Here is a 21,403-nt window from a genome sequence, read left to right as displayed (position 1 = left end):
CCCTTCCCCTCCGATGGCTGCGCCATCTCCGGCCGGGAATGACACGCTCCCGGAATCACCGGTGCGGACGCCTGCCGCTGAGAGAATCTAGGCCAGTGTCCCGTGCAGGTCGTACTCGTCCGAGCTTTCGATCTTCACGTCCACGATCTCGCCGGGCTTGAGCGCGCGGTTGGCGGCCACGTAGACAGCGCCGTCGATCTCCGGGGCGTCGTACTTCGTGCGGCCGGTGGCGACCGTCGCACCGGGCTCGTCGATGATGACGGGAAGCGTCCTGCCGACCTTGGCCTTGAGGAGCTTGGCGCTGACCTTCTGCTGGGTCTGCATGAAGCGGTGCCAGCGCTCCTCCTTGACCTCCGCCGGAACCTGCCCGGCAATGTCGTTGGCGGGCGCGCCCTGGACCGGCTCGTACTGGAAGCAGCCGGCGCGGTCGATTTTCGCTTCCTTCAGCCATTGCATCAGGAAGTCGACATCCTCTTCCGTCTCGCCGGGGAAGCCGACGATGAAGGTGGAGCGGATGGCGAGATCCGGGCAGATCTCGCGCCACTTCTTGATGCGCTCCAGGGTCTTCTCCTGGTTGCCGGGGCGGCGCATGGCCTTCAGAACGCTCGGTGAAGCGTGCTGGAAGGGAATATCGAGGTAGGGGAGGATCCTGCCCTCCGCCATGAGCGGGATCACCTCGTCCACATGCGGGTAGGGATAGACGTAGTGCATGCGGACCCACATGCCGAGTTCGCCCAGCTCCTTGCCCAGCTCGTAGAAGCGGGTGCGGACCTCCCGGTCCTTCCACAGGCTCGGCTGGTACCTGATGTCGAGGCCGTAGGCGCTGGTGTCCTGCGAGATGACCAGCAGCTCCTTGACCCCGGCCCTGGCGAGCTTCTCTGCTTCGCGCAGCACGTCGCCGATGGGACGGCTGACGAGATCGCCGCGCAGCTTCGGGATGATGCAGAAGGTGCAGCGATTGTTGCAGCCTTCCGAAATCTTCAGATAGGCGTAGTGGCGCGGCGTCAGCTTCACGCCCTGGGGCGGAACCAGGTCCACGAAGGGGTCATGGGCGGGGGGAGCCGCCTGATGCACCGCTGAGACCACCGACTCGTAGGCCTGCGGCCCGGTGATGGCCAGAACGTCCGGGAACTGCTGGCGGATCTGCTCGGGCTCGGCGCCCATGCAGCCGGTCACGATCACCTTGCCGTTCTCGGCCATGGCCTCGCCGATGGCCTCGAGGGACTCGGCCTTGGCGCTGTCCAGAAACCCGCAGGTGTTGACGATGACCACGTCGGCCCCGTCATGCTGCTTCGTCAGCTCGTAGCCCTGAGCGCGCAGCTGGGTGATGATCCGCTCGGAATCGACCAGGGCCTTCGGGCAGCCCAGGGACACGAACGAGACTTTCGGCGCGGGAGCATTCATCCGCGAGATCCACTTTCAACCTTGACCGATAGAGACATACAGAGGCGTCCGCCTCGCACCGTGCAGGCGCGAATTTCCGGGGGCGGAGGGGCGTGTGTGCCGCCTTCATGTGGTCAATGTCTCAAAAGGTTCAACAAGGCAAGTGCGATGGGCCGCCCCCAAGGTCACAGTCCCGTGCCGCCAAGCTGCGGGACCCGTCCGCATGCCGTTCAGGAAGAAAGGGCCGGCGGTCAGCGCTTGCGAAGCCGCTCGATGGCGTCGCGATGGGCGGCGGGATCGACGTCATAGACCTCGGCGAGGCGCTGGATCTCCGCCTGCCGGTCCTCGGCGGACAGACGCGGGTTCAGGCTGGCGATCGCCGCCAAGAACGAGGCGCCCGCAAGGACCGGGTCCCGGCGGATGGCGGTCTTCTCCCGCTCCTTCTTCTGCTCCGCCTTGCGCTCCTTGTAGGTCTCCAGCGGGCCGAGCGCCCGCACGGCCCGGTTTCGCAGCGCCTGGAGAGGCAGGTCATGCTCCTCGGCGATGTCCTTCAGCGCCTGCTCGATGTCCTCGCCGGCGACGAGAGCCTGCTCCAGTTCCTCAATGGCCGGAACGAATGGATCCATCATGTTCCCCCTGACATGGATGTGCACGAGTCAACGGGCGGTCGCGCTTTCGGTTCTCAAGAATCCGAGCCGGCTTCCACCAGGCTAGGAGGAAGCGCTGGAGCGGCATAGAGCAGCCCGTAGGTTGTCATCCTTGCGGTGCGACCGATATTCCCGAAACACGCCCGATGGCAGGCAGGAGATCGCAGAATGGCCGCACCGACTCTCGACCGCCCCGACCCTTATCTCTGGCTGGAGGAGGTCGAGAGCGAGGATGCGCTGGCCTGGGTTCGCATGCAGAACAGCCGCACGGAAGGCGTTCTCCGCGATGAGGCCTTCGAGGCCGACATGGCTGCGATCTACGAAATCTCGACACGGCCCGACAACATCCCCTTCGTGATCCGCCGGGGCGCGTATCTCTACAATTTCTGGCAGGACGCGACCCATGTGCGAGGCCTGTGGCGGCGCACGACCCTCGACGAGTACCGCAAGCCGGAGCCCGCCTGGGAAACGGTGCTCGACATCGATGCCCTTGCCCGCGAGGAGGTGGAGGACTGGGTTTGGAAAGGCTGCGGCACCTTCGAGCCCGAGCATCGTTTCGGCCTCGTGAACCTCTCCCGCGGCGGCGCGGACGCCACCGTGGTGCGCGAATTCGACCTCGTCGAGAAGCGTTTCGTCGAAGACGGCTTCATGTTGGCGGAGGCGAAAGGCGGAGCGACCTGGCACGATAAGGACACGCTCCTCGTCTCGACGACGCTGGGCCACAACTCCGCTACTGTCTCAGGCTACCCGCGCACCGTGCGCCGCTGGCGCCGTGGGACGGATTTCGCCGAGGTTCCCATCCTCTTCGAGGGCGAGGCCAGCGACGTCTACATTTCCGCTGCTGTCGACCGCGAGCCGGGCTTCGAGCGTGTGTTCTACCGCCGCCAGACGACGTTCGAGGAGGGCATCAGCTATCTGTCCCGGGATGGCGCGTCGCTCGCCATCGACCTGCCGCTCGATGCGCGCTTCGACGTCGAGCGCGACTGGATGCTCGTGAAGCTCAAGTCGGATTGGGCGCTGCCGCATCGCACCTATCCGGCGGATGCGCTCCTGGCGATCGGCTTCGAGCGCTTCCTCGCCGGCGACAGGGAGTTCGAGGTCCTGTTCGAGCCCGCTCCACGCCGCGTGCTCGGCGGGTTCTGGTGGGCGAAGTCGAAGCTCGTGCTCACCGTGCTCGACAACCTCGCGAGCCAGATCTGGCTGGCCCGGCCGGGGAGCCCGTGGCGCATGGAGCGTCTCGAGGGCCTGCCCGAAACGGCGTCCGTCGACGCTTTCCCGCTCGATGCGGGCCAGCTCGAACGTTCGGACGAGTTCCTCGTCTCGATCTCCAGCTATATCGAGCCGACGAAGCTCGCGCTCGTGGACGAGGAGGAGCGGATCGCGGTCCTGAAGGAAGCCCCCTCCGCCTTCGACGCTTCATTGCTCGAGGTGATGCGCCATGAGGCCGTCTCGGTCGATGGCGAGCGCATTCCCTATTTCGAGATCGGTCCGAAGGATCGGAACGGTCCGCGTCCGACCGTGCTCTACGGCTATGGCGGGTTCTCGGTCTCCCTGCGGCCCGGCTATCTCGGTGGCGTCGGGAAGGCCTGGCTTGAGCGCGGGAATGTCTGGGTCGTGGCCAATATCCGCGGGGGCGGGGAGTTCGGATCGGACTGGCACAAGGCCGGCATGCGCGAAGGCAAGCGGCTTTCCCACGACGATTTCGCCGCCATCGCCCGCGACCTCGTCGAGCGTGGCGTCACCACGGCGGAGCAGCTTGCGGCCTATGGCGGTTCGAACGGCGGCCTGCTCGTCGGCAACATGCTCACCCGCTATCCCGATCTCTTCGGGGGCATCTGGTGCACCGTGCCGCTCCTCGACATGCGGCGCTACACGCGTCTGCTCGCAGGCCCGAGCTGGGTGGCCGAATACGGGGATCCCGACAAGCCGGAGGACTGGAGCTACATGCAGGGCTTCTCGGCCTACCAGAACATCGATCCGGCGCAGTCCTATCCGCCGCTGCTCCTCGTCACCTCCCGGCGCGACGACCGCGTCCATCCCGGCCATGCCCGCAAGATGGCGGCAAGGCTGGAGGAGTTGGGACAACAGGTTCTCTTCTATGAGCCCGACGAGGGAGGGCACGGTGCAGCCAACAAGAAACAGGGGGCTTTTCTCTCCGCCCTGGGCTTTTCCTTCCTGAGAAGGACGCTTGTCGATAAGAAGCCCCTTCCGGAGAAGAGCGCCTAAACGAAAACTCTTCCTGAGTGCGGACCGCCTGCTCCCGAGGCATAGCTTTGGGAGCAAAAGGGGATGATTCGGGTTTCATCCGCTAGAGGCGGATTTTTGTGCATGTCGAAGAAGTCGAAAAATCTGGTCACCATCAATCACCTTCCGGGCCTCCTGCTCGCCAGCGAGGCCGAGTGCGAGAGATGGATCGCGGAGGGGCTGATCCCGGTCGCCGAGCGCCGACGGTTCCGGAAAGCGGGCCGCGTCGTCGAGGCCCCGATGCTCGATTCTGAGACTGTCGCCAAGCTTGCGACCGAGGTTCCCGCATGGCGGGAGCAGGACAGCGCCGGGCTGCGGCGCGACCGGAATGCCGATCGGCCCTCCTCCAGGCTGACGGATGGACACGGCGACGAGCACGCCCACCGACGCCGGCAGAGCATCCTTGCCGCCGTCCGGAAGAACACCAAGCTCTACGTGGCCGAGGATTTCCGCCAGGCCGAGCGTGGCCGTCACGGGAGGCGGCCACACCACGGCTTCAAGGAAAGGCAGGAGCGCATCTTCATAGGCTATCGCGCCGTCTTCGTGCAATCCATGCAGGTCCTCCCGGACGAGGCTCCGACCGAGATTGCCATCGAATACGCTTTCTCGGAACCGCTCGAGGTCGCTGCGGTCGTGCTCTCGCCGGCCCGGATCGGCCGCGATGAAATCGCGTCGGCCGCTGGGGTCCTCGAAGACCAGTTGGTCGCCGCGCGGGATGCGGCCCTTAGCTCCTGCGAGCAGGAGCTCGACGGATGGCGGGATGAGTTCGAGACCTACCTCGCCGCCTACGAGGATGAGACAGAGCGTGGCGCCATTCTCGGCGGCCTCAAGGCTGCCCTGGAAAGGCTCGAGCGGGTTCATGTCTCCGATCGGCGCGGGCCGGGGGAGGCCGGGCGCAAGCTGCGTCAGAAGCTCGACGACCTCCGCTCAAAGGCCACGGCAAGGCGGCTGCGCCACCTGCGCGAGGTGCAGATCCGCGAAGCTTCAGGCTACGAGCGCTATGCCGCCATCTTTCCCGTGGCCCGATCCCTCGAACGCCGCTTTCTGTTCCTCGCCGGGCCGACCAATTCCGGCAAGACTCATGAAGCGCTTCGCCTCGCACGCGAGGCGGATACGGCGGAGATCCTGTCTCCCTTGCGGCTCCTTGCGCTCGAGCATTACGAGCGCCTGAGCGAAAGCGGCCTGCCGGCCGGCATGATCACAGGCGAGGAGCGTGTTCATCCGGAGGGAGCGACCCATATAGCCCGCACCATCGAGACCCTGGACCTCCACCGCGTGGTGGATGTCTGCGTCATCGACGAAGTCCAGATGCTGGACGATCCCAGCCGCGGCTGGGCCTGGACCCAGGCGATCATCGGCGCTCCCGGGCGCCTCGTCGTCCTCACCGGCGCGCCTGAGGCCATTCCCTTGGTCGAACATCTCTTGGCCATGACCGGCGAGCCGCTGGAAGTGAGAATCCTCAAGCGCAAGGGCGATCTGCTCGTCGAGCGCTCGCCTGCCAATCTCAACATGCTCTCCCGGGGGGACGCCGTGGTCGCCTTCTCCCGCAGGGACGTTCATGATCTTCGAACCCGCCTCGTCCAGGCCGGGCGCACGGTCGCCACTGTGTATGGCGCCCTCGGCCCCGAGGTTCGCCGCGCCGAGGCTGCGCGCTTCCGCAACGGTGAGGCGGAGATCCTGGTGGCTACCGACGCCATCGGGATGGGGCTCAATATCGGGCCCCTTCGGCGTGTGGTGTTTTCGACGCTGAGCAAGTTCGACGGTGTAAGGGACAGGCAGCTGAGCGCCATGGAGATCAAGCAGATCGCCGGTCGCGCAGGGCGCTTCGGCCACCATGACGGAGGGTACGTGACCGCCCTTGCCGATGCGGGGCTTTATGGATCAATCGAGACGGTGATCTCCAAGGCGCTGACGGGCGAGTCCACCAAGCTGCGCGGCAAGGCCTATGTCCGTCCCAACCAGGAGACCGTGCTGTCGGCGAGCGAATTGCTGCAGACGGACCGGCTCGGCAGGATTCTCCGACACCTCAACGACACGCTCGTGGCGGGCCATCCGGACCTGCGCATGGCCGACATGGAGGAGATGATCGATCTCGCCTTTCTTCTCGACACGGTCGATCTTCCGATCCTCGACCGGCTTTCCTACGCAACAGCTCCCGTCGATGCACGGGAGCAGAAAGCGGTCGAATTGCTCCTCGACTGGGCACGGCAGCATGCGCGTAACGGAATGGTGCAGCCGCCGAATTTCGGCGTGCACGCCGATCTTCTGAAGCTCGAGGCCAGAGTGAAGATTGCGACTACCTGGCTCTGGCTGGCCCAGCGCTATCCGCAGGTTTTCGAGGATGTGCAAGCCGTCGTGGATCTTCGGGCAAGCCTGAACGAGACCATCGAGGAGAAGCTCATCGCGACCTCGGTCGCCCGCCGCAGGAAGCCTGACGAGAAGCGGCGGCAGGGCAGGGGCCGCAAAGAGCAGCGGGAGAAGAGGGGGCGGGACCGGGCCGAGGCCGAGGATCGCGGACGACGGCGCATCCGCTAGAGCATCGTGCGGAAAAGTGGATCCGGTTTTCCGCACACCAACGGTGCTNCCGGGCCGAGGCCGAGGATCGCGGACGACGGCGCATCCGCTAGAGCATCGTGCGGAAAAGTGGATCCGGTTTTCCGCACACCAACGGTGCTCTCATCATAAGAGAAAGCATCGGATGGGATCCCAAAAGTGCAAGTCCACTTTTGGGTCCAATGCTTTAGACACCGACAGTCCGCCGGTCACGCTCGCGACCTCACTTGTCGTTCGAGTGGGTGCGACCGAACGCGACCGCGGCGGCCAGCCCCGTTGCAGCTCCTATGCCCAATCCGATGGCCTTGCCCACGCCCGGCAGATCGAGGCCCTGCAGCAGGTTCTCCGACATCTCCTCCGGACGGTCGGGATCGAGAATGCGGGTTTCGCCCAGCGCCATCTCTGCCTCGCTGAGGGGCGGAGGATCGAAGGGAACCAGGCTGCGCCCGTGTTCACGCCGCAGCCGTTCGATAGCTCTCAGCAGAGACATGCCCTCGGCTTCGAGCGCATCGTCGAGTTCGCTCCGGGTAACGCCCAGGTGTTCGGCCACGAGGCGATTGCGGACGTCCCTGATCATCTGGCGGATGGTCTCCTCGTTACTTTGGGACGGAAGCGCCTCGATGGCGAGGTCGCATTCCGTATCGAGACCCATCGAGCGATTGTTCAGGTTCGAGGAGCCTACCCGCAGAAGGCGATCGTCGATGGCGACGACCTTGGCATGGACGTAGATGTCGGTGCCGTTCTCGGTGACGGGCGTGTAGATCTGAAAGCGGCCATAGCGGTCGCAATTCCGGATGTGCTTGAGGAGCACGGCCCGGGACGTGCCCATGACCTCTTCTTCAAGCCACCCATAGGCCGTCTTCGGATTGATCACGACGATCTCGGGGCCGTCCTCCTCCTGCAGGCGCTCGCGCAGCGCAGCGGCAATGCGGTGCGAGGCGAAATACTGCGTCTCGATATAGATCGTCTTCTGTGCGGCGCGAATGGCGGCGAGATAGAGCGCCTCGATTTCCCGCACTTCAGGTTGCGCACGACCGTAGGCCGGTTCCGTTCTCGCTATGGCTACATCGACATCGGTGAGGTCGGGGGAAAGATGGTCCGGCCAGCATGGTTCGCAGAGCGGTGCGGGCGGAATCTTTTCCCCGGTGGCGCGCTTCCAGCGCTCCCGCGCCAGATCGCCGAGGGCCCTGGCGACCTCTCCCATAAGGCAGATGGTTGCATCATGCCAGGGGTGGTAGGGCTCTCCGGTCGGGTCTTTCCGGCAGGGATCCTCGTCGGCGTGGGCCGGCGTATCCCATCGATATACGGTCATATCGATGCCGCCGCAGAAGGCCACCGTGTCGTCCACTACGACGATCTTCTGATGGTGGCAGGCGCCGGTAGGATGTTCGTGATCAAGGCGGAACTGGAGACGCCTGCCCGCAATCCAATCGAGTAGTTTCAGCGGCAGCGTCGCTCGAAAAGGAAATTTGAGGAAGGACAGGTCCCAGCGGAGAACAAAGACTCTGAGATCCGGCCGATTCTCGACCACATAGGTCAGGAAATCGCCAAGCTCGTCCGGCACGTCGGGCATCGGATCGGTCCGCTCGAGCCCGATGCGCAGGTCGAAGTCCCAGCCGATGAGAAAAACCGAGTGCTTCGCCTTCAGGATGGAAGCCTTGGCTGCTGCAAAATAGGCCGCCGCGTCGGCGATAACGGCGACGCGGTCGGCCTTGGCGATACGCCAGCAGCTTTCGCCTTCCCGGAGAATGGCCCGGTCGGCGCTGCCCTGCGAGATATCGTCTCCGGCAGGCGACATGGTTCAAGCGCCGTCAGAAGATCAGTGCGAGGATCCCGATCACGACGAGAAGCCCGATCAGGAAGATGACGCCAATGGTGCCACCAAGAACCTTGAGCATTGTCAATCCTTCGATGTAAGCCGGGCGGAGCCCTAGGCGCCCCGCCCGTAATCAAGAATGATTAGCCGGCGGAGGGTCTGAAGGTGAGATCATTGAACCGGGTGCAGGCTCCCTCATTGTCGGCGAGCCTGAACTCGTCCGTGCCGGTCGCCTCGAAGCGGCAACGCATCGGGAACTGCGCCGGTCCGATATCGCCGGTGGGGTCGGAGAAGGTGACAACGCCGTTCTCGAAGGCATAGCGGCCCTCTACGCGGCGGTTGCCCTCAGCCTCGTTCATAACGAAGGTGTTATCGGGGTTGAGCTGGATCGTCAGAGGACCTGCGGCATAGGTCCGGCCCTGGAAGGGCTCGAGGCTCGTGGCCGATGTGGCCGCCGTTTGCGTGGCGTCGGTCGAGGGCGCCAGATTGACGTTTCCGGTCGTCTCCGCCGGAGCGACAACCACGGTCTCGGTTTCGACTTCGGCAGTTGCGGCCGGGGGCGTAGCGGGCGCAGGCGTCACGGGCTCGACAGGCTCAGGCGTCACAGGCTCAGGAACTACAACCGGCGGAGCCTCGGCGGTCTCTGTCGGCGGAGGGGCCGGGGTAACGGGCGCTTCGGCGGTCTGCTCCTCACCGCAGGCGACGAGGGCCAGAGCGGCGGCGAAAGGCAAAAGGGATCGTATCTTCATCGATCGAACTCCTGTGAATCGGTTTTCAAGAGTTGCGCAGGGTCGTTGCAGAGGGCTTGTGGCGAGGGCCAAGCGGCCTTCCCCACAGTCCCTCACTGCGCAAGGCTGTTGGGGAAGAACGCGGGCATGGCCACTGAGTTGCGATTTTTCTGCACGCCGTGCGAATAGGCGTGGAAAACTGGCATGTCCTGAAAAAGCAGGAAGCGGGCTAGGCCCGCTTCCCCGGAGTATCGATTTTGCCTGCCCGTTGGGGCATTCAAAGGGAAAAACCTTACAGTTCCTCGGGCTGGGTGATCTCGCCGGTCCTGGCGTTCACCGAGACGTCGACCTGCTCACCCTGCCAATCGGCGGAAGCGGTGAAGGTGTCGCCTTCGCGCTGCAGGTTCTCGATATTCGAGAGGCCACGCGATTCCAGCATGGAGCGGACCTGCTCCTGATCCAGACCGCTGGTCTGAGTGATCGCGCCGGTAGCCTCACTGCCGGACTGGTCCATATTGCCGGACTGGCCCATGCGACCCTGAGCCTGCGCGCTCTGCTGGCCCATCTGGCTGCCCTGGCCGCCTTGTTCGAACTGCTGCTGGCCACCGGAGCGCTGATCCTGCGATCCCATCTGACCGAACTGCTGCTGGCCACGGGACCGCTGCCCCTGCCAGCCCATCTGCCCCATTTGGGCGCTCTGCTGGCCGGAAGACATCATCCGAGACGGGGGATCCACCACCATCAGGAAGGTCCGCCCATCGGGGCTGCTGGCCTGAACGAGGTAGGCGGCATCAAGAATGCGGATATTCTGGAATCCGACCTGCCGGAGCTGCCGCCGCAGGGCTGCGCGCTGCTGGAAGCGGTCTCCGCCGGAGCGCATCATGCCCATCTGGCCGTACTGCTGACCACCCTGACCGAACTGCTGGCCTTGTCCGAACTGCTGGCCACCCTGACCGAACTGACCCTGGCCCTGACGGAACTGCCGCTGGCCTTGGCCGAACTGCTGCTGGCCTTGTCCGAACTGCTGCTGGTTGCCATAGCCTTGGCCACCTTGTCCGAACTGCTGGTTTGCGCCTTGTGCATAGGCCATTCCAGCGGTGCCCATCATCAGGGCTGCTGCAAGCGTCGCAATCGATGCGTGTCGCATAGAATTCTCCTGTTTCAGTCGAGCTGTTGCAGTTTGCAAGCGCGTGTCTGATCTGGTCCGGTCATAAGGAACAGGGATCGTTTTGAGCACCAGTAACTGGCTGTCGGCCGACCAGATCGTCGGAGCCGCCTGGACAGAACGCTGGCTTTTCCGACAGACGGCGAAACCCTCAAGCGCCCACATGGTTCACTATTTTCGGACGTTTTGGTCCGGTAGCGAACTGAGAAGAGTGATAGTCAGATCGCGAGTGTAGCCCAATGCTCTGCTTATGGCGGAGCGTAGCGTTTAGCGCCTTGAATAGTTGGCGGCCGAATACACGTGGCTACAAGCGATGATGCGGACTCTGACGGGTTGGCACTGATGGAGAAGGGCCTGGACTGCCGCGACCGCGGTGCACTGATCGGGAATGTGAGCGAACGGAACGCCTAGATGCTCGACCTTTGGTACAAGAATGCAATCGTGTACTGTCTCGATGTCGGAACCTTTCGGGATTCCTGCGGCACGGGAGTCGGCGATTTCCAGGGGTTAGCCAATCGCCTCGATCATATCGAGGCCCTGGGGGTCAACTGCCTCTGGCTCCTACCGTTTTACGAGAGTCCTAATCGAGACAACGGCTACGACGTCAGCGACTATTATTCGGTCGATTCCGCTCATGGGAGCCTCGGGGACTTTGTCAGCTTCATGCATGCTGCGTCCGACAGGGGCCTGCGCGTTATCCTGGATCTTGTCGCCAACCACACCTCGATCGATCACCCCTGGTTCCAGGAGGCCCGCCGCAATCCGGACTCGGTGTATCGCGACTGGTACATCTGGTCGAAGGAAAAGCCGGAGGATCCTCATGAGGGCATGATCTTTCCGGGGATGCAAAAGAGCACCTGGACCTATGACGAGGTCGCCGGGGCGTGGTACTTCCACCGCTTCTTCGACTTCCAGCCCGATCTGAATATCGCCAACCCGGCTGTGAAGGAGGAAATCGATAAGATCATGGGCTTCTGGCTCCAGCTCGGCGCGTCTGGGTTTCGCCTCGATGCGGTGCCGTTCCTCATCGAATTCAAGGGGCTGGAGGAGGAGGAGCGTCCGGACCACGATCCTCACCACTACCTGACGGAGCTGCGGACCTTCCTCGCCTGGCGGAAGTCGCGAGCAATTCTGTTGGGCGAGGCGAATATTTCGTTCGATCATGCGACCGACTACTTCGGGAGCGGTGGCGACCGGATCCAGATAATTTTCAATTTCGTGCTCAACCAGAATATGTTCCTCGCCCTGTCTCGTCGCGATGCGGAGCCGATCCGCAAAGCCCTGAGCCAGATGCCGGAGCTGCCGGAGACGGCACAATGGGCGAATTTCCTGCGGAACCATGATGAACTTGATCTGGCGCGTCTCTCAGACTCGGAGCGGCAGGAAGTTTTCGAAGCTTTCGCTCCTGATCCGTCGATGCAGATTTTCGGCCGAGGAATCCGCCGCAGACTCGCACCCATGCTGGGCAATGAACGGCGCATCAAGATGGCCTACAGCCTGATGTTTGCGATGCCGGGCACGCCGGTGCTTTGGTACGGCGAGGAGATCGGGATGGGTGAGGACCTCTCACTGCCCGAGCGGAACTCTGTTCGAACCCCGATGCAGTGGGACGATGGGCCGAACGCCGGCTTCTCGAGTGCATCCTCCGACAAGTTATTGCGTCCGGTGATCAATGACGGGCCCTACAGCTACCGGAAAGTGAACGCCGCAAGCCAGCATGATAAACCGGGCTCAATCATGGAGCACATCCAGCGTTTGATCCGCACCCGCCGGTCCTGCCCGGAGGTTGGATGGGGGAACTGGACGGTGCTTCCAACGAGTGAAACGAGCGTGCTCGCACTTCGGTATCGTTGGCGGGGCAATACGCTTGTCGTCCTTCACAACTTGGACGACCGCTGCGTCGAGACCAAGATCGATTGGGAGGGGGAACAGGCCCGCCTCGTGCCTATGTTCTGCGACACGGACGATCGCACCGCAAGGAGCGCGCTCGATCCGATCACGATGAATCCTTACGGTTTTCTCTGGATGAGAGTCATGACTGATGACGACAAGCCTGGGCAGGAACCCAGCGGGACAGGGCATGCGTAGGCAGCCGATCGGCACTCCGGCCAGACGACTTCAGGCAAGAACCCTGGTTCTAGCTCTCCTCGGACTATCGGGGTGCTCCGATATGCAGCCCCCGGCGCACCTGCGCATTGTCGGCGGCGATGCGGAAAGGGGCCGGGCCCTGATCCAGGCCTATGAATGCGGTTCCTGCCACATGATAGAAGGCATCCGCGGCGCCGACGGCGTCGTAGGTCCCCCGCTGACTGATTATGCCCAGCGTATGCTGCTTGCCGGCATTGTGCCCAATGCACCGCGCACACTTGTGCCATGGCTCATGAATCCGCCGGCCATAGACCCGGACACGGCCATGCCGAACCTTGGGATCAGCGAACCTGAGGCCCGTGACATCGCCACGTACCTATACACGCTTGGAGCCCGAGAGGCCCAGATCTGGCCCGTCGATGTGCAGCCCTACGGGCAGGTTCAGGTAGACCGCGCCGTTCCTGCCGCCGAAAGCGAACGGATCCGGCTCGAGAGTGCTTCCGTCGAGCGGGCAATGGACACGCTAGTGCGGCGGGTTGGGGCTGGTCAGGCGGGCTCCCCGGCGCCCTGAGGGACGTTCGGGCGCTCCCGCAGGTCGCTTGCGAGCCACAGAGCCCACAGCGCGATCATGACGGCCAGGACGATCAGGCCGGGCCAGAGCGGGCCGTTCACATCCGGGTTCACGAGCCACAGCATATGCCCGACATGTTGAACCAGGAGCAGAACGACTCCGAGGCGAAGCAGCTTGCCCCCGACGATGGCAGGAAGCAGAGCGACGACCCCGATGATGAGTGCAGGCAGGACAACCCACAGCTTAACCCAGCCCCACTCCGAATGCCGCACGATGTACCATGTGACCTCATCGGGCAGGTTCGCCATCCAGATGATCAGGAATTGGACGAACCACAGCCACAGGATGAGAAGCGCGAGGGTGATCAGGGCCCGTTCCATGCTGCGAAGCCGCTTGCGATCCGGCTGGTCGGGGCGCACGAGCGTCAGCAGAACGGCGCCGGCTAGTGCAGGAAGCAGCTGGGTGATGGCAAAGACGGTTCCGAACAGGCTCGACCACCACTCGGGATTGCGCGACATCACCCAATCGACGGCTGCCAGCGTCACAGTCGGAACTAGGAACACGAGACCGATGGAGCTCCGAGCCCGGTGTTCGCCCGGACGGGCGACCCAGAGCGCCAGGACGATCCAGATCGCGAGATAAACTGCGCTTCGGACAAGGAGGAAGGTCGGCTCGAAATAGATTTCCCTTGGCTGAGGAATAGCCACGCTGCCGCTTGCAGCGGCCCAGGGGAAGACCTGATCCAGACCGAAGGCAATCGGTATTGCGAGAACGGCGACAAGCGGCATCGTAAGGGCGGCGGCCTCGAGTTCATTTCGCACCGGAGTGAGCCAGTACCCCCCTAGCAAATGGCCGATCATCAGAAGGCCAAGCGCACCCGTCGCGAGGCCCGCGAGCAGGACATATCCGAAGAGCCAGGACTCCAGCAGATCCGCATCGAGGAAGAGGGAAGCCACGGCGGCAGCGGTTCCGCCTGCCATGAACAGAAGAAGCCGGTGCGATCGACCAGTGTTGGCGCGTTTGCCGCTCATGGGCCTCGTCCCTCGTTCGGGACCATATGCGGTGGAATTCTGCTGAGTTGGAGCGCCTTGACGTAGTAGGCGATAGCCCAGCGATCAAGCGGCGGGATGCGCTCCGCCATCGGCAGCATCCGGCCTTTGCCTTCGGTGACAACCGCAACGATCCGGGCTGGCTCCATCTCCAGGAACTGCGCCTGATGAAAGGAGGGCGGCGCGGGAAAGCCTCTTCCAATCACCGCTCCATCACCTGCTCCAGACGACCCGTGACACGACGTGCAGAACGCCAGATAGCTTTCGCGGCCGCGCTGGAGGAGGGCGGGGGTGAGAGGAGGTCCAGGTGGCGCGACAGCCGCGAGATATTCCGTCGTACCTACCGGAGCCGTGCCGGGCGGAACGGGCCGCGCCGGCGTTATGATGGCCTGATGAGGCGGGTTGTAGTTCTCCCCCTCGGTGCTTGCATCGCAGGCGCCAAGCAGAGCTGAAGCCAGGACGGCCAGGCTTAAGGTCCGTCTCACCCCGGCACCTCCCGAAGCGCCTGCGGGTTCAAGGCTGTGAGGAGCCTGCTCGTCTCCTCCAGGTCGAACAGGGGGTCGTCGGCCCTGATCCAGATGAAGAACCGATCCTGCGACGCCCGCTCGAAGTCCGGTACGGCGAAGACGGGGTGATTCAGGCGCGGAAGACGTGCCGCAAAGAGCAATATGAGAAAAGTCGTGACGCCGGCCCACAGGATTGCAACGATGATCATTGAAGGCAGGAACGGCGGCCAGCTGTGCAGGGGACGCCCGCCGACATTGATCGGGTAGTCGATGACGTTCATCCAGTACTGGGCGAAGTACTGGACAGCCCCACCGACGATGGCGGCGGCAAGCGGGACATAGGGGAACCAGGATGGTTTGTACCCAAGGATCTCGTTCACCTTGGTGAGCGGGAAGGGGCTGAAGGCGTCGACCTTGGTGTATCCGGCCTCCTGCACGCGCTGAGCTGCCTCGATCAGCGCTTCGGGACGGTCGAACTCGGCGATAATGCCGCTGACGGAGGGCCGTCTCATCGGCCTTCCACCAGGTGCTCGTCATGGCGTGTCTCATACATCGAGACGACCGGTAGGTAGCGCGCGAAGAGGAGGAGCTGTCCCGTGAAGAGACCGGCGGTCCCGGCGAGAAGAAACCATTCGGGGGTGGTCGGCCAGTAGAGATCGTAGCCCCAGGGAAGGTATCGCTTTTCGAGACCGCCTATCATGATTGAGAAGCGGTCGAGCCACACGCCGACGATGGCGGCGAGCGCCACAAGGACGGTGCCCCAGAAGCTGTTGCGGATCCGGGGTATCCAAAGCAGCTGCGGGACAAGGGCCATCAGGACGAGGCTGCTCCAGAAGAACGCGGCATAAGTGCCATTGAGCCGGGCGACCGTCGCCGCGCGAACCGCATCGCTCGACAGGAGGGAAAGTAAAATCCAGGAGGTATAGACGTAAGCGATAATAAGTCCGCTGGAGGCGACGAGCTTCGCCATCAGCTGCACGTCGCCATCGTCGATGTAACGCTCCAGTCCAAGGAGGCGGCGTAGAAGAACGGCTATGAGCAGGACCGCAGCGATGCCCTGAGCAAGGCCGCTGGCAATGTAATAAAGGGGTTGCGAACTCTGGTGCCACCCGGGTGGCAGCATGACCGCATGCTCCAGCGAGACGACGCTCTGCATGACCAGGATCAGGGGAAGCATCAGAATCGCGATGATGCGGTAGGCCGTCTGATGGTAAGCCCAATGCCGCGCCGATCCCCGCCAGCCAAGAGCGAAAAAGCCGAAGACCTTCCGGCACCGGTGGGTCGCCGCCCGGTCGCGAAGGGTCGCGAGATCCGGGATCAGGCCGGTGTACCAGAGCATGGCCGTCATGATCGCATGGGTGCTGATAGCCCAGAAGTCCCAGGTGAGGGAGCTGCGGAACTGCGGCCAGACCTCGAAAGTGTAGGGCAGGGGAAACACCCAGTAGAACAGCCATGGCTTGCCCAGGTGGAAGATCGGAAAAATGCCGGCACAGATGACCCCGAACAGGCTGACCGCCTCGGCAAAACGGTTCACAGCCGTTCGCAGGTCGTGCTTTCTCAGGACGAGAATGCTCGCGACAAGCGTCGCACCATTGGCGATGCCGATCCACCAGGCATAGTTGATGAGGTCGAAGCCCCAGACGAAGGGAATATTGGTGCCCCAGAGCCCGGTGCCGACCAGAAGCAGCATGATCAGCGCATAGGCCAGCAGCACCACCAGAATGCCGGACAGGAGCAGCGCGATCGTCCAGCCCCAGCCGAAGGAGGGGGAGAGGGGGACGTCGGCTATGGGTGCGGCGGAGGCCTGCGTTTCGTGCGCCACGGCTACTCTCCCTCGACATTCACCGGACGCGGACTGACGGGGCTCCCGCTGCTCTCCACCCTCGCGAGGTAGGTGGTGCGCGGCTGCGTGTTCAATTCCCCGAGGAGCGCATAGTTGCGCGGGCTCTCCCTGAGCCTGCTCACCAGGGTGGTCGGGTCGTTGGAATCTCCGAAGATGATGGCCCGGGTCGGACAGGCGGACTGACAGGCGGTCTCAACCTCTCCATCGCGGATGAGCCGGTTCTCCAGCCGGGCCTCAATGCGTGCGCTGCTGATGCGCTGGACGCAATAGGTGCACTTCTCCATCACGCCCCGTGGGCGGATCGTGACCTCCGGGTTCGCCTGCGCGGTGACGGTGTTCAGCTCGCCGCCGCTGTAGTCGAACCAATTGAACCGGCGCACTTTGTAGGGGCAGTTGTTGGAGCAGGTCCGCGTGCCGATGCAGCGGTTATAAACCATGTCGTTCAGGCCCTCGCTCGAATGAACGGTGGCGTTGACCGGGCACACCACCTCGCAGGGCGCCTTCTCGCAATGCATGCATGGGACTGGCTGGAAATAGGTTTCGGGGTCGGATGGCTCTCCCGAATAGTAACGGTCGACTCGCAGCCAATGCATGATGCGCCCGCGCGCCGCCTCGTCAGGGCCGATCACGGGGATGTTGTTCTCCGACTGGCAGGCGATGACGCAAGCGTTGCAGCCGATGCAGGCATCGAGATCAATGGCCATCGCCCAGGCGTAACTTACATAGGGATATTCGGGATAGAGCGAGGGTAGATCGGCAGCCTCGCGGGTCACGGCGAGATCACGCTCGGAAGTCGTGCGGATGATTTCGTTCCCATCGATCCAATGATGGTTCTGCGTGCTGATCAGTCGCTGTTTTTCGCCGGTGCTGGCGATCTGAACACCGTCGACCGCCCATGGCTGCTGCGCTGGCCGAAGGCTGTAGGCGTTGAAGCCCACGAGATTGCCGACGCGTCCGGCGGCCCAGCGCCCATAGCCGAGCTGGAGCGTCACGGTGCCAGGCGCCTGACCTGGATGCGGCCACACTGGCGCCCGCAGCGTCAGCTCGCCGGCCCGCAGTTCGGCAATGTCCCCAGCCTCGAAGCCGAGAGCCTCGGCGGTCACAGGGGCTATCAGCGCCGCATTGCCCCACACGATCTTCGTCAGGGGCCGGGGGAGTTCCTGCAGCCACCCATTATTGGCGAAACGTCCGTCCCAGACCGAGGGGTCTGCGGTAAAGGTAACCGTGACTCCTGCCGGGTTCGGCGTGGGCGTCGGTCCTGGATCCCAGTCCTCCCTCAGCCTAAGGTCAAGCGGCTCGGATGCGGTTCCGGGCACCACGCCAGTTTCGAGCACCTTCAGCCACCGATCCTCAAACCCATCCGCCCATCGGGTCCGCCAATAGGAGCGCACCAGCTCGCGGCCATCGGGAACCGTCCCGGTGGCAAGGGCACCCAGCAATTCGTCAGGCGTCAGTGCATCGACAAGGGGCATCGTCGTGGGCTGGCGTAGCCCCACGGTGCCATCGAAGGCACGAAGATCCCCCCAGCTTTCAAGCGGGTGTCGGCGAGGCAGATGCCAGCGACAGGCGACCGACGTCTCGTCGAAGTGGGTGCTAAGGTGGAACGAGAGCGGAACGCGCCGGATCATGTCCCCGAAATTAAGCCCGGCAGGAGCATCGTAGGCCGGGTTGCCTCCGAGGATCAGGAGGTGGGAAACGGAACCTGCAGCAATGGCCTCGGTCAGCTCGATCAGGGACTCGACCCGAGGCTTCTGCCAAGGCGAAATCGGGTCGATGTAGCGCAAAGTCTGTCCGGGTGCGCCGAGTGCGGCATTGATTGCATGGGCAATGGCATGGACCACAGGTGTTTGTGATCGTCCCACAGCAACCAGGCCACGCGATCCGGCCTGCAAAGCCAAGGCGACCGCAGCAACTGCCGGATGGGACGCTTCGGCACGAATTTGGCCGGTCAGGTGTGCGAGGACGGCCCGCGCGAACGGTTCGAATTCGCTAGGGTGAAGGATGATGCGTTCGGTGGCGCTTGCACCTGTGATGCTCGGCGAAGTCTCAGCTACATAGAGACGAGGCCTGCCGCCCGTTTCCCACCCCTGACGTTTCCTGGCCGTAAAATCGGCTGCATAGCGGATGTGCCCCGGCGTCTCGAGGAAGAGATTTGCCCCCAGGCTGAGCACCACGTCCGCCCGGGTGAGGTCGAGAACCGTCTCGACAGGTCGCCCAAACGCCATTGCGGCTCCGACGCGCTCGTAATCGTCTAGGATCGGGCTGTACTCATGCCAAGCGACTTCCGGATAGGCCGTACGTACGGCCTCGGCGAGCATGATGGTGGTTGGCGATGTCAGCGGTTCGGAGAGAATGTGCACGCCGCGGCCCCGGCTGCCCAGGAGATCGGCCCGTACGGAGGCGAGAAAGAGCTTCACCGTCTCCCAGTCGCGCTCCAGCCCGTTCTCTAGCGGCGACCGGGATCTGTCGGGATCGTAGAGCGAGAGGATCTCGGCCTGACCGAACACATCCATGGCCCCGAGGCTCGCCGGGTGAAGCGGGTTTCCGTCGATCCGGATCGGGCGTCCGTCATGCGTGTCGACGACTACGCCGCGCCCGTAGCCTCCGAGTTCCAAGGTGGTGGCGAAATAGATCGAACGTCCGCGCAGATGCCCGGGAACGCCCTCGGGACGAGAATAGAGAGGCGGATGAGAGGGATTGCAGCCGGCGAGCGCGAGGGAAGCGGCCATGACCCGCAGCAGAGTGCGTCGGTCGACCAGATCGGGACGTGCCAGATCGGGAAACTCCGCCTCCATCAGCCTCTGCGCTTCCGGCGTACCGGCAAGCTCTTCCAGACTGCGCCAAAGCTGCGGCCCGTTCTCTCCTGCAAGGCGGGCATTGACCTTTGCCCAGAACTCCGTGTCGCGGTTGTTCATCATCGCTAGTAATGGCACGTGCTGCAGTTGGTCAGCCGCTCGGTAGCTATGTTGTAGGCCTTGAGCAGGTTGATCAATTCCGCCGGATTGTCGGGTGTCCAGCCGATGGCGTGGACTGCCTCAGGAGGCCTGAGATAGGGCGCGGGATTGCGGTGGCAGTCCAGGCACCATCCCATGGACATGGTCTCGACCTTCCTCGTCTGCGCCATTGTCCACACCTCGCCATGGCACGTCTCGCAGGCCACGCCCTTCGAGACATGGATGCCATGGTGAAAGCGGGCGTAGGACGGCAATTGATGAATGGAGTTCCAGATGATGGGCTGATCGAGGGCGAGACTCGTGCGGACCGGCTCCAGTACGCTTGCTCCGGCCAGAACCTGAGAGTGGCAGGTCATGCAGGTCTGGGCCGATGGCATGCCCGCGAAGGAGGCTCGTTCGACCGAGTTGTGACAGTAACGGCAATCGACGCCGAGTTGGCCGGCGTGGATATCGTGCCGAAACGGGATCGGCTGCGAAACGGTCTGCCCCACATCCCAGGCGCTGTCGGAATGATTGTAGGCGAAGACCACGCCAACTGCACCGATAGCCGCCGGGAGAGCGACGATAATTCCGACCCGGAATCTCGCATTGGCTTCCGGCCGAAACAACTGAGCCATCAGGCGCTGCTCCCGGCTGGCTGTATGATTCCGCTGGTTGGCAGTGAACCCGGCAAGGTGAGTATCCCTATCGTTTGGAGGCTAGCCGAGCCGAGGCTCCGGCCTACGGCGGCCGTCGAATGCCCCTATTCGTGACGGTCCTCTGCCTAGGCCAGGCGCAGGACGGGATTGTCGGCGAGCGCTGTAGCGCCCCAGCATCCCAGCCCCGAGCAGGGCTCCTGCGCCCAGGCCCAGGGCGGTGAAGAGAATGCCGAGTCGAACCATTCCCGAGGAAGCCGAAACAACCTGGGTCCGGCTGCGATCGTCGAACCGTCCATGAGCGTCGAAGCTTCCGGCAACAGGCTCGAAGAGGTTGTCCGGCCTGTCACTCGTGGCAGGATCGTCTGTCATCTGCCCCTTCCAGGCGCTTTCGGCCATCATGTGGTCTAGCCACTCGGGCGCAACCGCCTGACCGAGAATCGCCTCCATAGAGGAGGTTCCAACCCAGAATTCCCGGGGAGCCTCCAGGGCAGCCTGGTAGATGGCGTCGGCAACCGGCTCCGGCTGGTGGATCGGCGGTACGGGCTGGAGCTTCCGCGGCAGGCGAGAGCGAGCCCAATCGAATTGCGGGGTGTTGACGGCGGGCAGCTGGACCATAGTGAGGCGGATGGCGCTCCCTTCATGGATCAGTTCGCTGCGAAGCGAGTCCGTGAAGCCGCGTACGGCCGACTTTGCAGCGCAATAGGCCGATTGCAGCGGGATGGAGCGGTAGGCGAGAGCGGAGCCGATCTGAACGATGGTCCCGGCATCGTGGGGGCGCATATGCCGGAGCGCAGCAAGAGTGCCGTTCACCTGGCCGAGATAGGTCACCTCCGTGACCCGCCTGAATTCCTCCGGCGACATCTGATGGACCGGCGAGTAGACGGTGACCATGGCGTTGTTGACCCAGACGTCGATGCCGCCCCACTTCGCCGCCACGTGGTCGGCGGCGGCAAAAACCGCCCCTGCGTCCGCGACGTCTACCGGAACGGTGAGCGCCTGACCGCCGGCGCTCTCGATATCGCGCTGCGCCTCTGCAAGTCTGTCTGCGTCCCGGGCCAGAAGAGCCACCCGCCAGCTCTGCCGCGCAAAAACCTGTGCGACGGCTCTGCCGATGCCAGCAGATGCGCCGGTGATCACGACCACCGGCGCACCGTTGCTTCGGTTGCGGAGGTGGAAGGTCCTCTCGTTATCAAGATTCATTCTTGGTCTCCGCGCCGC

The 21,403-nt window shown here is 63.7% G+C and carries 17 protein-coding genes; 4 read left to right on the top strand and 13 right to left on the bottom strand.

The window, feature by feature from the left end; translation table 11 throughout:
• Positions 1 to 87: 87 nt before the first annotated feature.
• Both rimO and LG661_RS17155 read right to left on the bottom strand, forming a co-directional pair.
• Positions 88 to 1,404, bottom strand: coding sequence for a 30S ribosomal protein S12 methylthiotransferase RimO (rimO, locus tag LG661_RS17160; protein WP_230533099.1), 1,317 nt, complete (start codon positions 1,402 to 1,404; stop codon positions 88 to 90).
• A gap of 230 nt (positions 1,405 to 1,634) precedes the next feature.
• Entirely contained in the window at positions 1,635 to 2,009 is a 375-nt protein-coding gene (locus LG661_RS17155; RefSeq protein WP_230533098.1) for a hypothetical protein, read from the bottom strand.
• Positions 2,010 to 2,198: 189 nt separating this feature from the next.
• Between LG661_RS17155 and LG661_RS17150 the strand changes: the two genes are divergently transcribed.
• On the top strand, positions 2,199 to 4,256 hold the full coding sequence (locus LG661_RS17150) for a prolyl oligopeptidase family serine peptidase (RefSeq protein WP_230533097.1): 2,058 nt from the start codon (positions 2,199 to 2,201) through the stop codon (positions 4,254 to 4,256).
• A gap of 102 nt (positions 4,257 to 4,358) precedes the next feature.
• Positions 4,359 to 6,809 (top strand): helicase-related protein, encoded by a 2,451-nt coding sequence (locus LG661_RS17145; protein WP_230533096.1) that lies wholly within the window; start codon positions 4,359 to 4,361, stop codon positions 6,807 to 6,809.
• A gap of 241 nt (positions 6,810 to 7,050) precedes the next feature.
• On the opposite strand, the gene LG661_RS17140 is transcribed toward LG661_RS17145, so the two are convergent.
• The 4 genes from LG661_RS17140 to LG661_RS17130 form a co-directional block, all read right to left on the bottom strand.
• Complete coding sequence (locus LG661_RS17140; RefSeq protein ID WP_230533095.1) at positions 7,051 to 8,625, bottom strand: phospholipase D-like domain-containing protein; 1,575 nt, start codon at positions 8,623 to 8,625, stop codon at positions 7,051 to 7,053.
• A 13-nt stretch (positions 8,626 to 8,638) separates the two neighbouring features.
• On the bottom strand, positions 8,639 to 8,725 hold the full coding sequence (locus tag LG661_RS25685) for a small membrane protein YohP (RefSeq protein ID WP_456085519.1): 87 nt from the start codon (positions 8,723 to 8,725) through the stop codon (positions 8,639 to 8,641).
• Between the two features lie 61 nt (positions 8,726 to 8,786).
• Positions 8,787 to 9,392, bottom strand: coding sequence for a hypothetical protein (locus tag LG661_RS17135; protein WP_230533094.1), 606 nt, complete (start codon positions 9,390 to 9,392; stop codon positions 8,787 to 8,789).
• Between the two features lie 271 nt (positions 9,393 to 9,663).
• Complete coding sequence (locus tag LG661_RS17130) at positions 9,664 to 10,518, bottom strand: hypothetical protein (RefSeq protein ID WP_230533093.1); 855 nt, start codon at positions 10,516 to 10,518, stop codon at positions 9,664 to 9,666.
• Between the two features lie 429 nt (positions 10,519 to 10,947).
• Here LG661_RS17130 and LG661_RS17125 point away from each other — a divergent pair, with 429 nt between their 5' ends.
• Positions 10,948 to 12,624, top strand: a complete 1,677-nt coding sequence (locus tag LG661_RS17125) for an alpha-amylase family protein (protein ID WP_230533092.1) — start codon at positions 10,948 to 10,950, stop codon at positions 12,622 to 12,624.
• Positions 12,625 to 12,706: 82 nt separating this feature from the next.
• On the top strand, positions 12,707 to 13,195 hold the full coding sequence (locus LG661_RS17120; RefSeq protein WP_230533091.1) for a c-type cytochrome: 489 nt from the start codon (positions 12,707 to 12,709) through the stop codon (positions 13,193 to 13,195).
• On the opposite strand, the gene LG661_RS17115 is transcribed toward LG661_RS17120, so the two are convergent.
• The 7 genes from LG661_RS17115 to LG661_RS17085 form a co-directional block, all read right to left on the bottom strand.
• Positions 13,171 to 14,226 (bottom strand): hypothetical protein, encoded by a 1,056-nt coding sequence (locus LG661_RS17115; protein WP_230533090.1) that lies wholly within the window; start codon positions 14,224 to 14,226, stop codon positions 13,171 to 13,173. The two genes, LG661_RS17120 and LG661_RS17115, sit on opposite strands and share 25 nt — an antisense overlap.
• Positions 14,223 to 14,729, bottom strand: a complete 507-nt coding sequence (locus tag LG661_RS17110) for a c-type cytochrome (RefSeq protein ID WP_230533089.1) — start codon at positions 14,727 to 14,729, stop codon at positions 14,223 to 14,225. Before LG661_RS17110 ends, LG661_RS17115 begins: the two co-directional genes overlap by 4 nt.
• Positions 14,726 to 15,262, bottom strand: coding sequence for a DUF3341 domain-containing protein (locus LG661_RS17105; RefSeq protein ID WP_230533088.1), 537 nt, complete (start codon positions 15,260 to 15,262; stop codon positions 14,726 to 14,728). Before LG661_RS17105 ends, LG661_RS17110 begins: the two co-directional genes overlap by 4 nt.
• The gene (nrfD, locus tag LG661_RS17100; RefSeq protein WP_230533087.1) at positions 15,259 to 16,572 is read right to left on the bottom strand and encodes an NrfD/PsrC family molybdoenzyme membrane anchor subunit; all 1,314 of its coding nucleotides are present in this window, start codon (positions 16,570 to 16,572) and stop codon (positions 15,259 to 15,261) included. Before nrfD ends, LG661_RS17105 begins: the two co-directional genes overlap by 4 nt.
• Positions 16,573 to 16,574: 2 nt before the next feature.
• Positions 16,575 to 19,511, bottom strand: a complete 2,937-nt coding sequence (locus tag LG661_RS17095; RefSeq protein WP_230533086.1) for a TAT-variant-translocated molybdopterin oxidoreductase — start codon at positions 19,509 to 19,511, stop codon at positions 16,575 to 16,577.
• Between the two features lie 2 nt (positions 19,512 to 19,513).
• Positions 19,514 to 20,164 carry a cytochrome c3 family protein gene (locus tag LG661_RS17090; protein ID WP_230533085.1) on the bottom strand — a complete coding sequence of 217 codons (651 nt, stop codon included), beginning with the start codon at positions 20,162 to 20,164 and terminating at the stop codon, positions 19,514 to 19,516.
• 81 nt (positions 20,165 to 20,245) lie between these two features.
• Positions 20,246 to 21,385, bottom strand: a complete 1,140-nt coding sequence (locus LG661_RS17085) for an SDR family oxidoreductase (protein WP_230533084.1) — start codon at positions 21,383 to 21,385, stop codon at positions 20,246 to 20,248.
• Positions 21,386 to 21,403 lie beyond the last annotated feature (18 nt).

The sequence above is a fragment of the Microvirga roseola genome (assembly GCF_020866965.1).
Taxonomy (GTDB): Bacteria; Pseudomonadota; Alphaproteobacteria; order Rhizobiales; family Beijerinckiaceae; genus Microvirga; species Microvirga roseola.
This window is presented reverse-complemented; position numbering and strand designations above follow the sequence as displayed.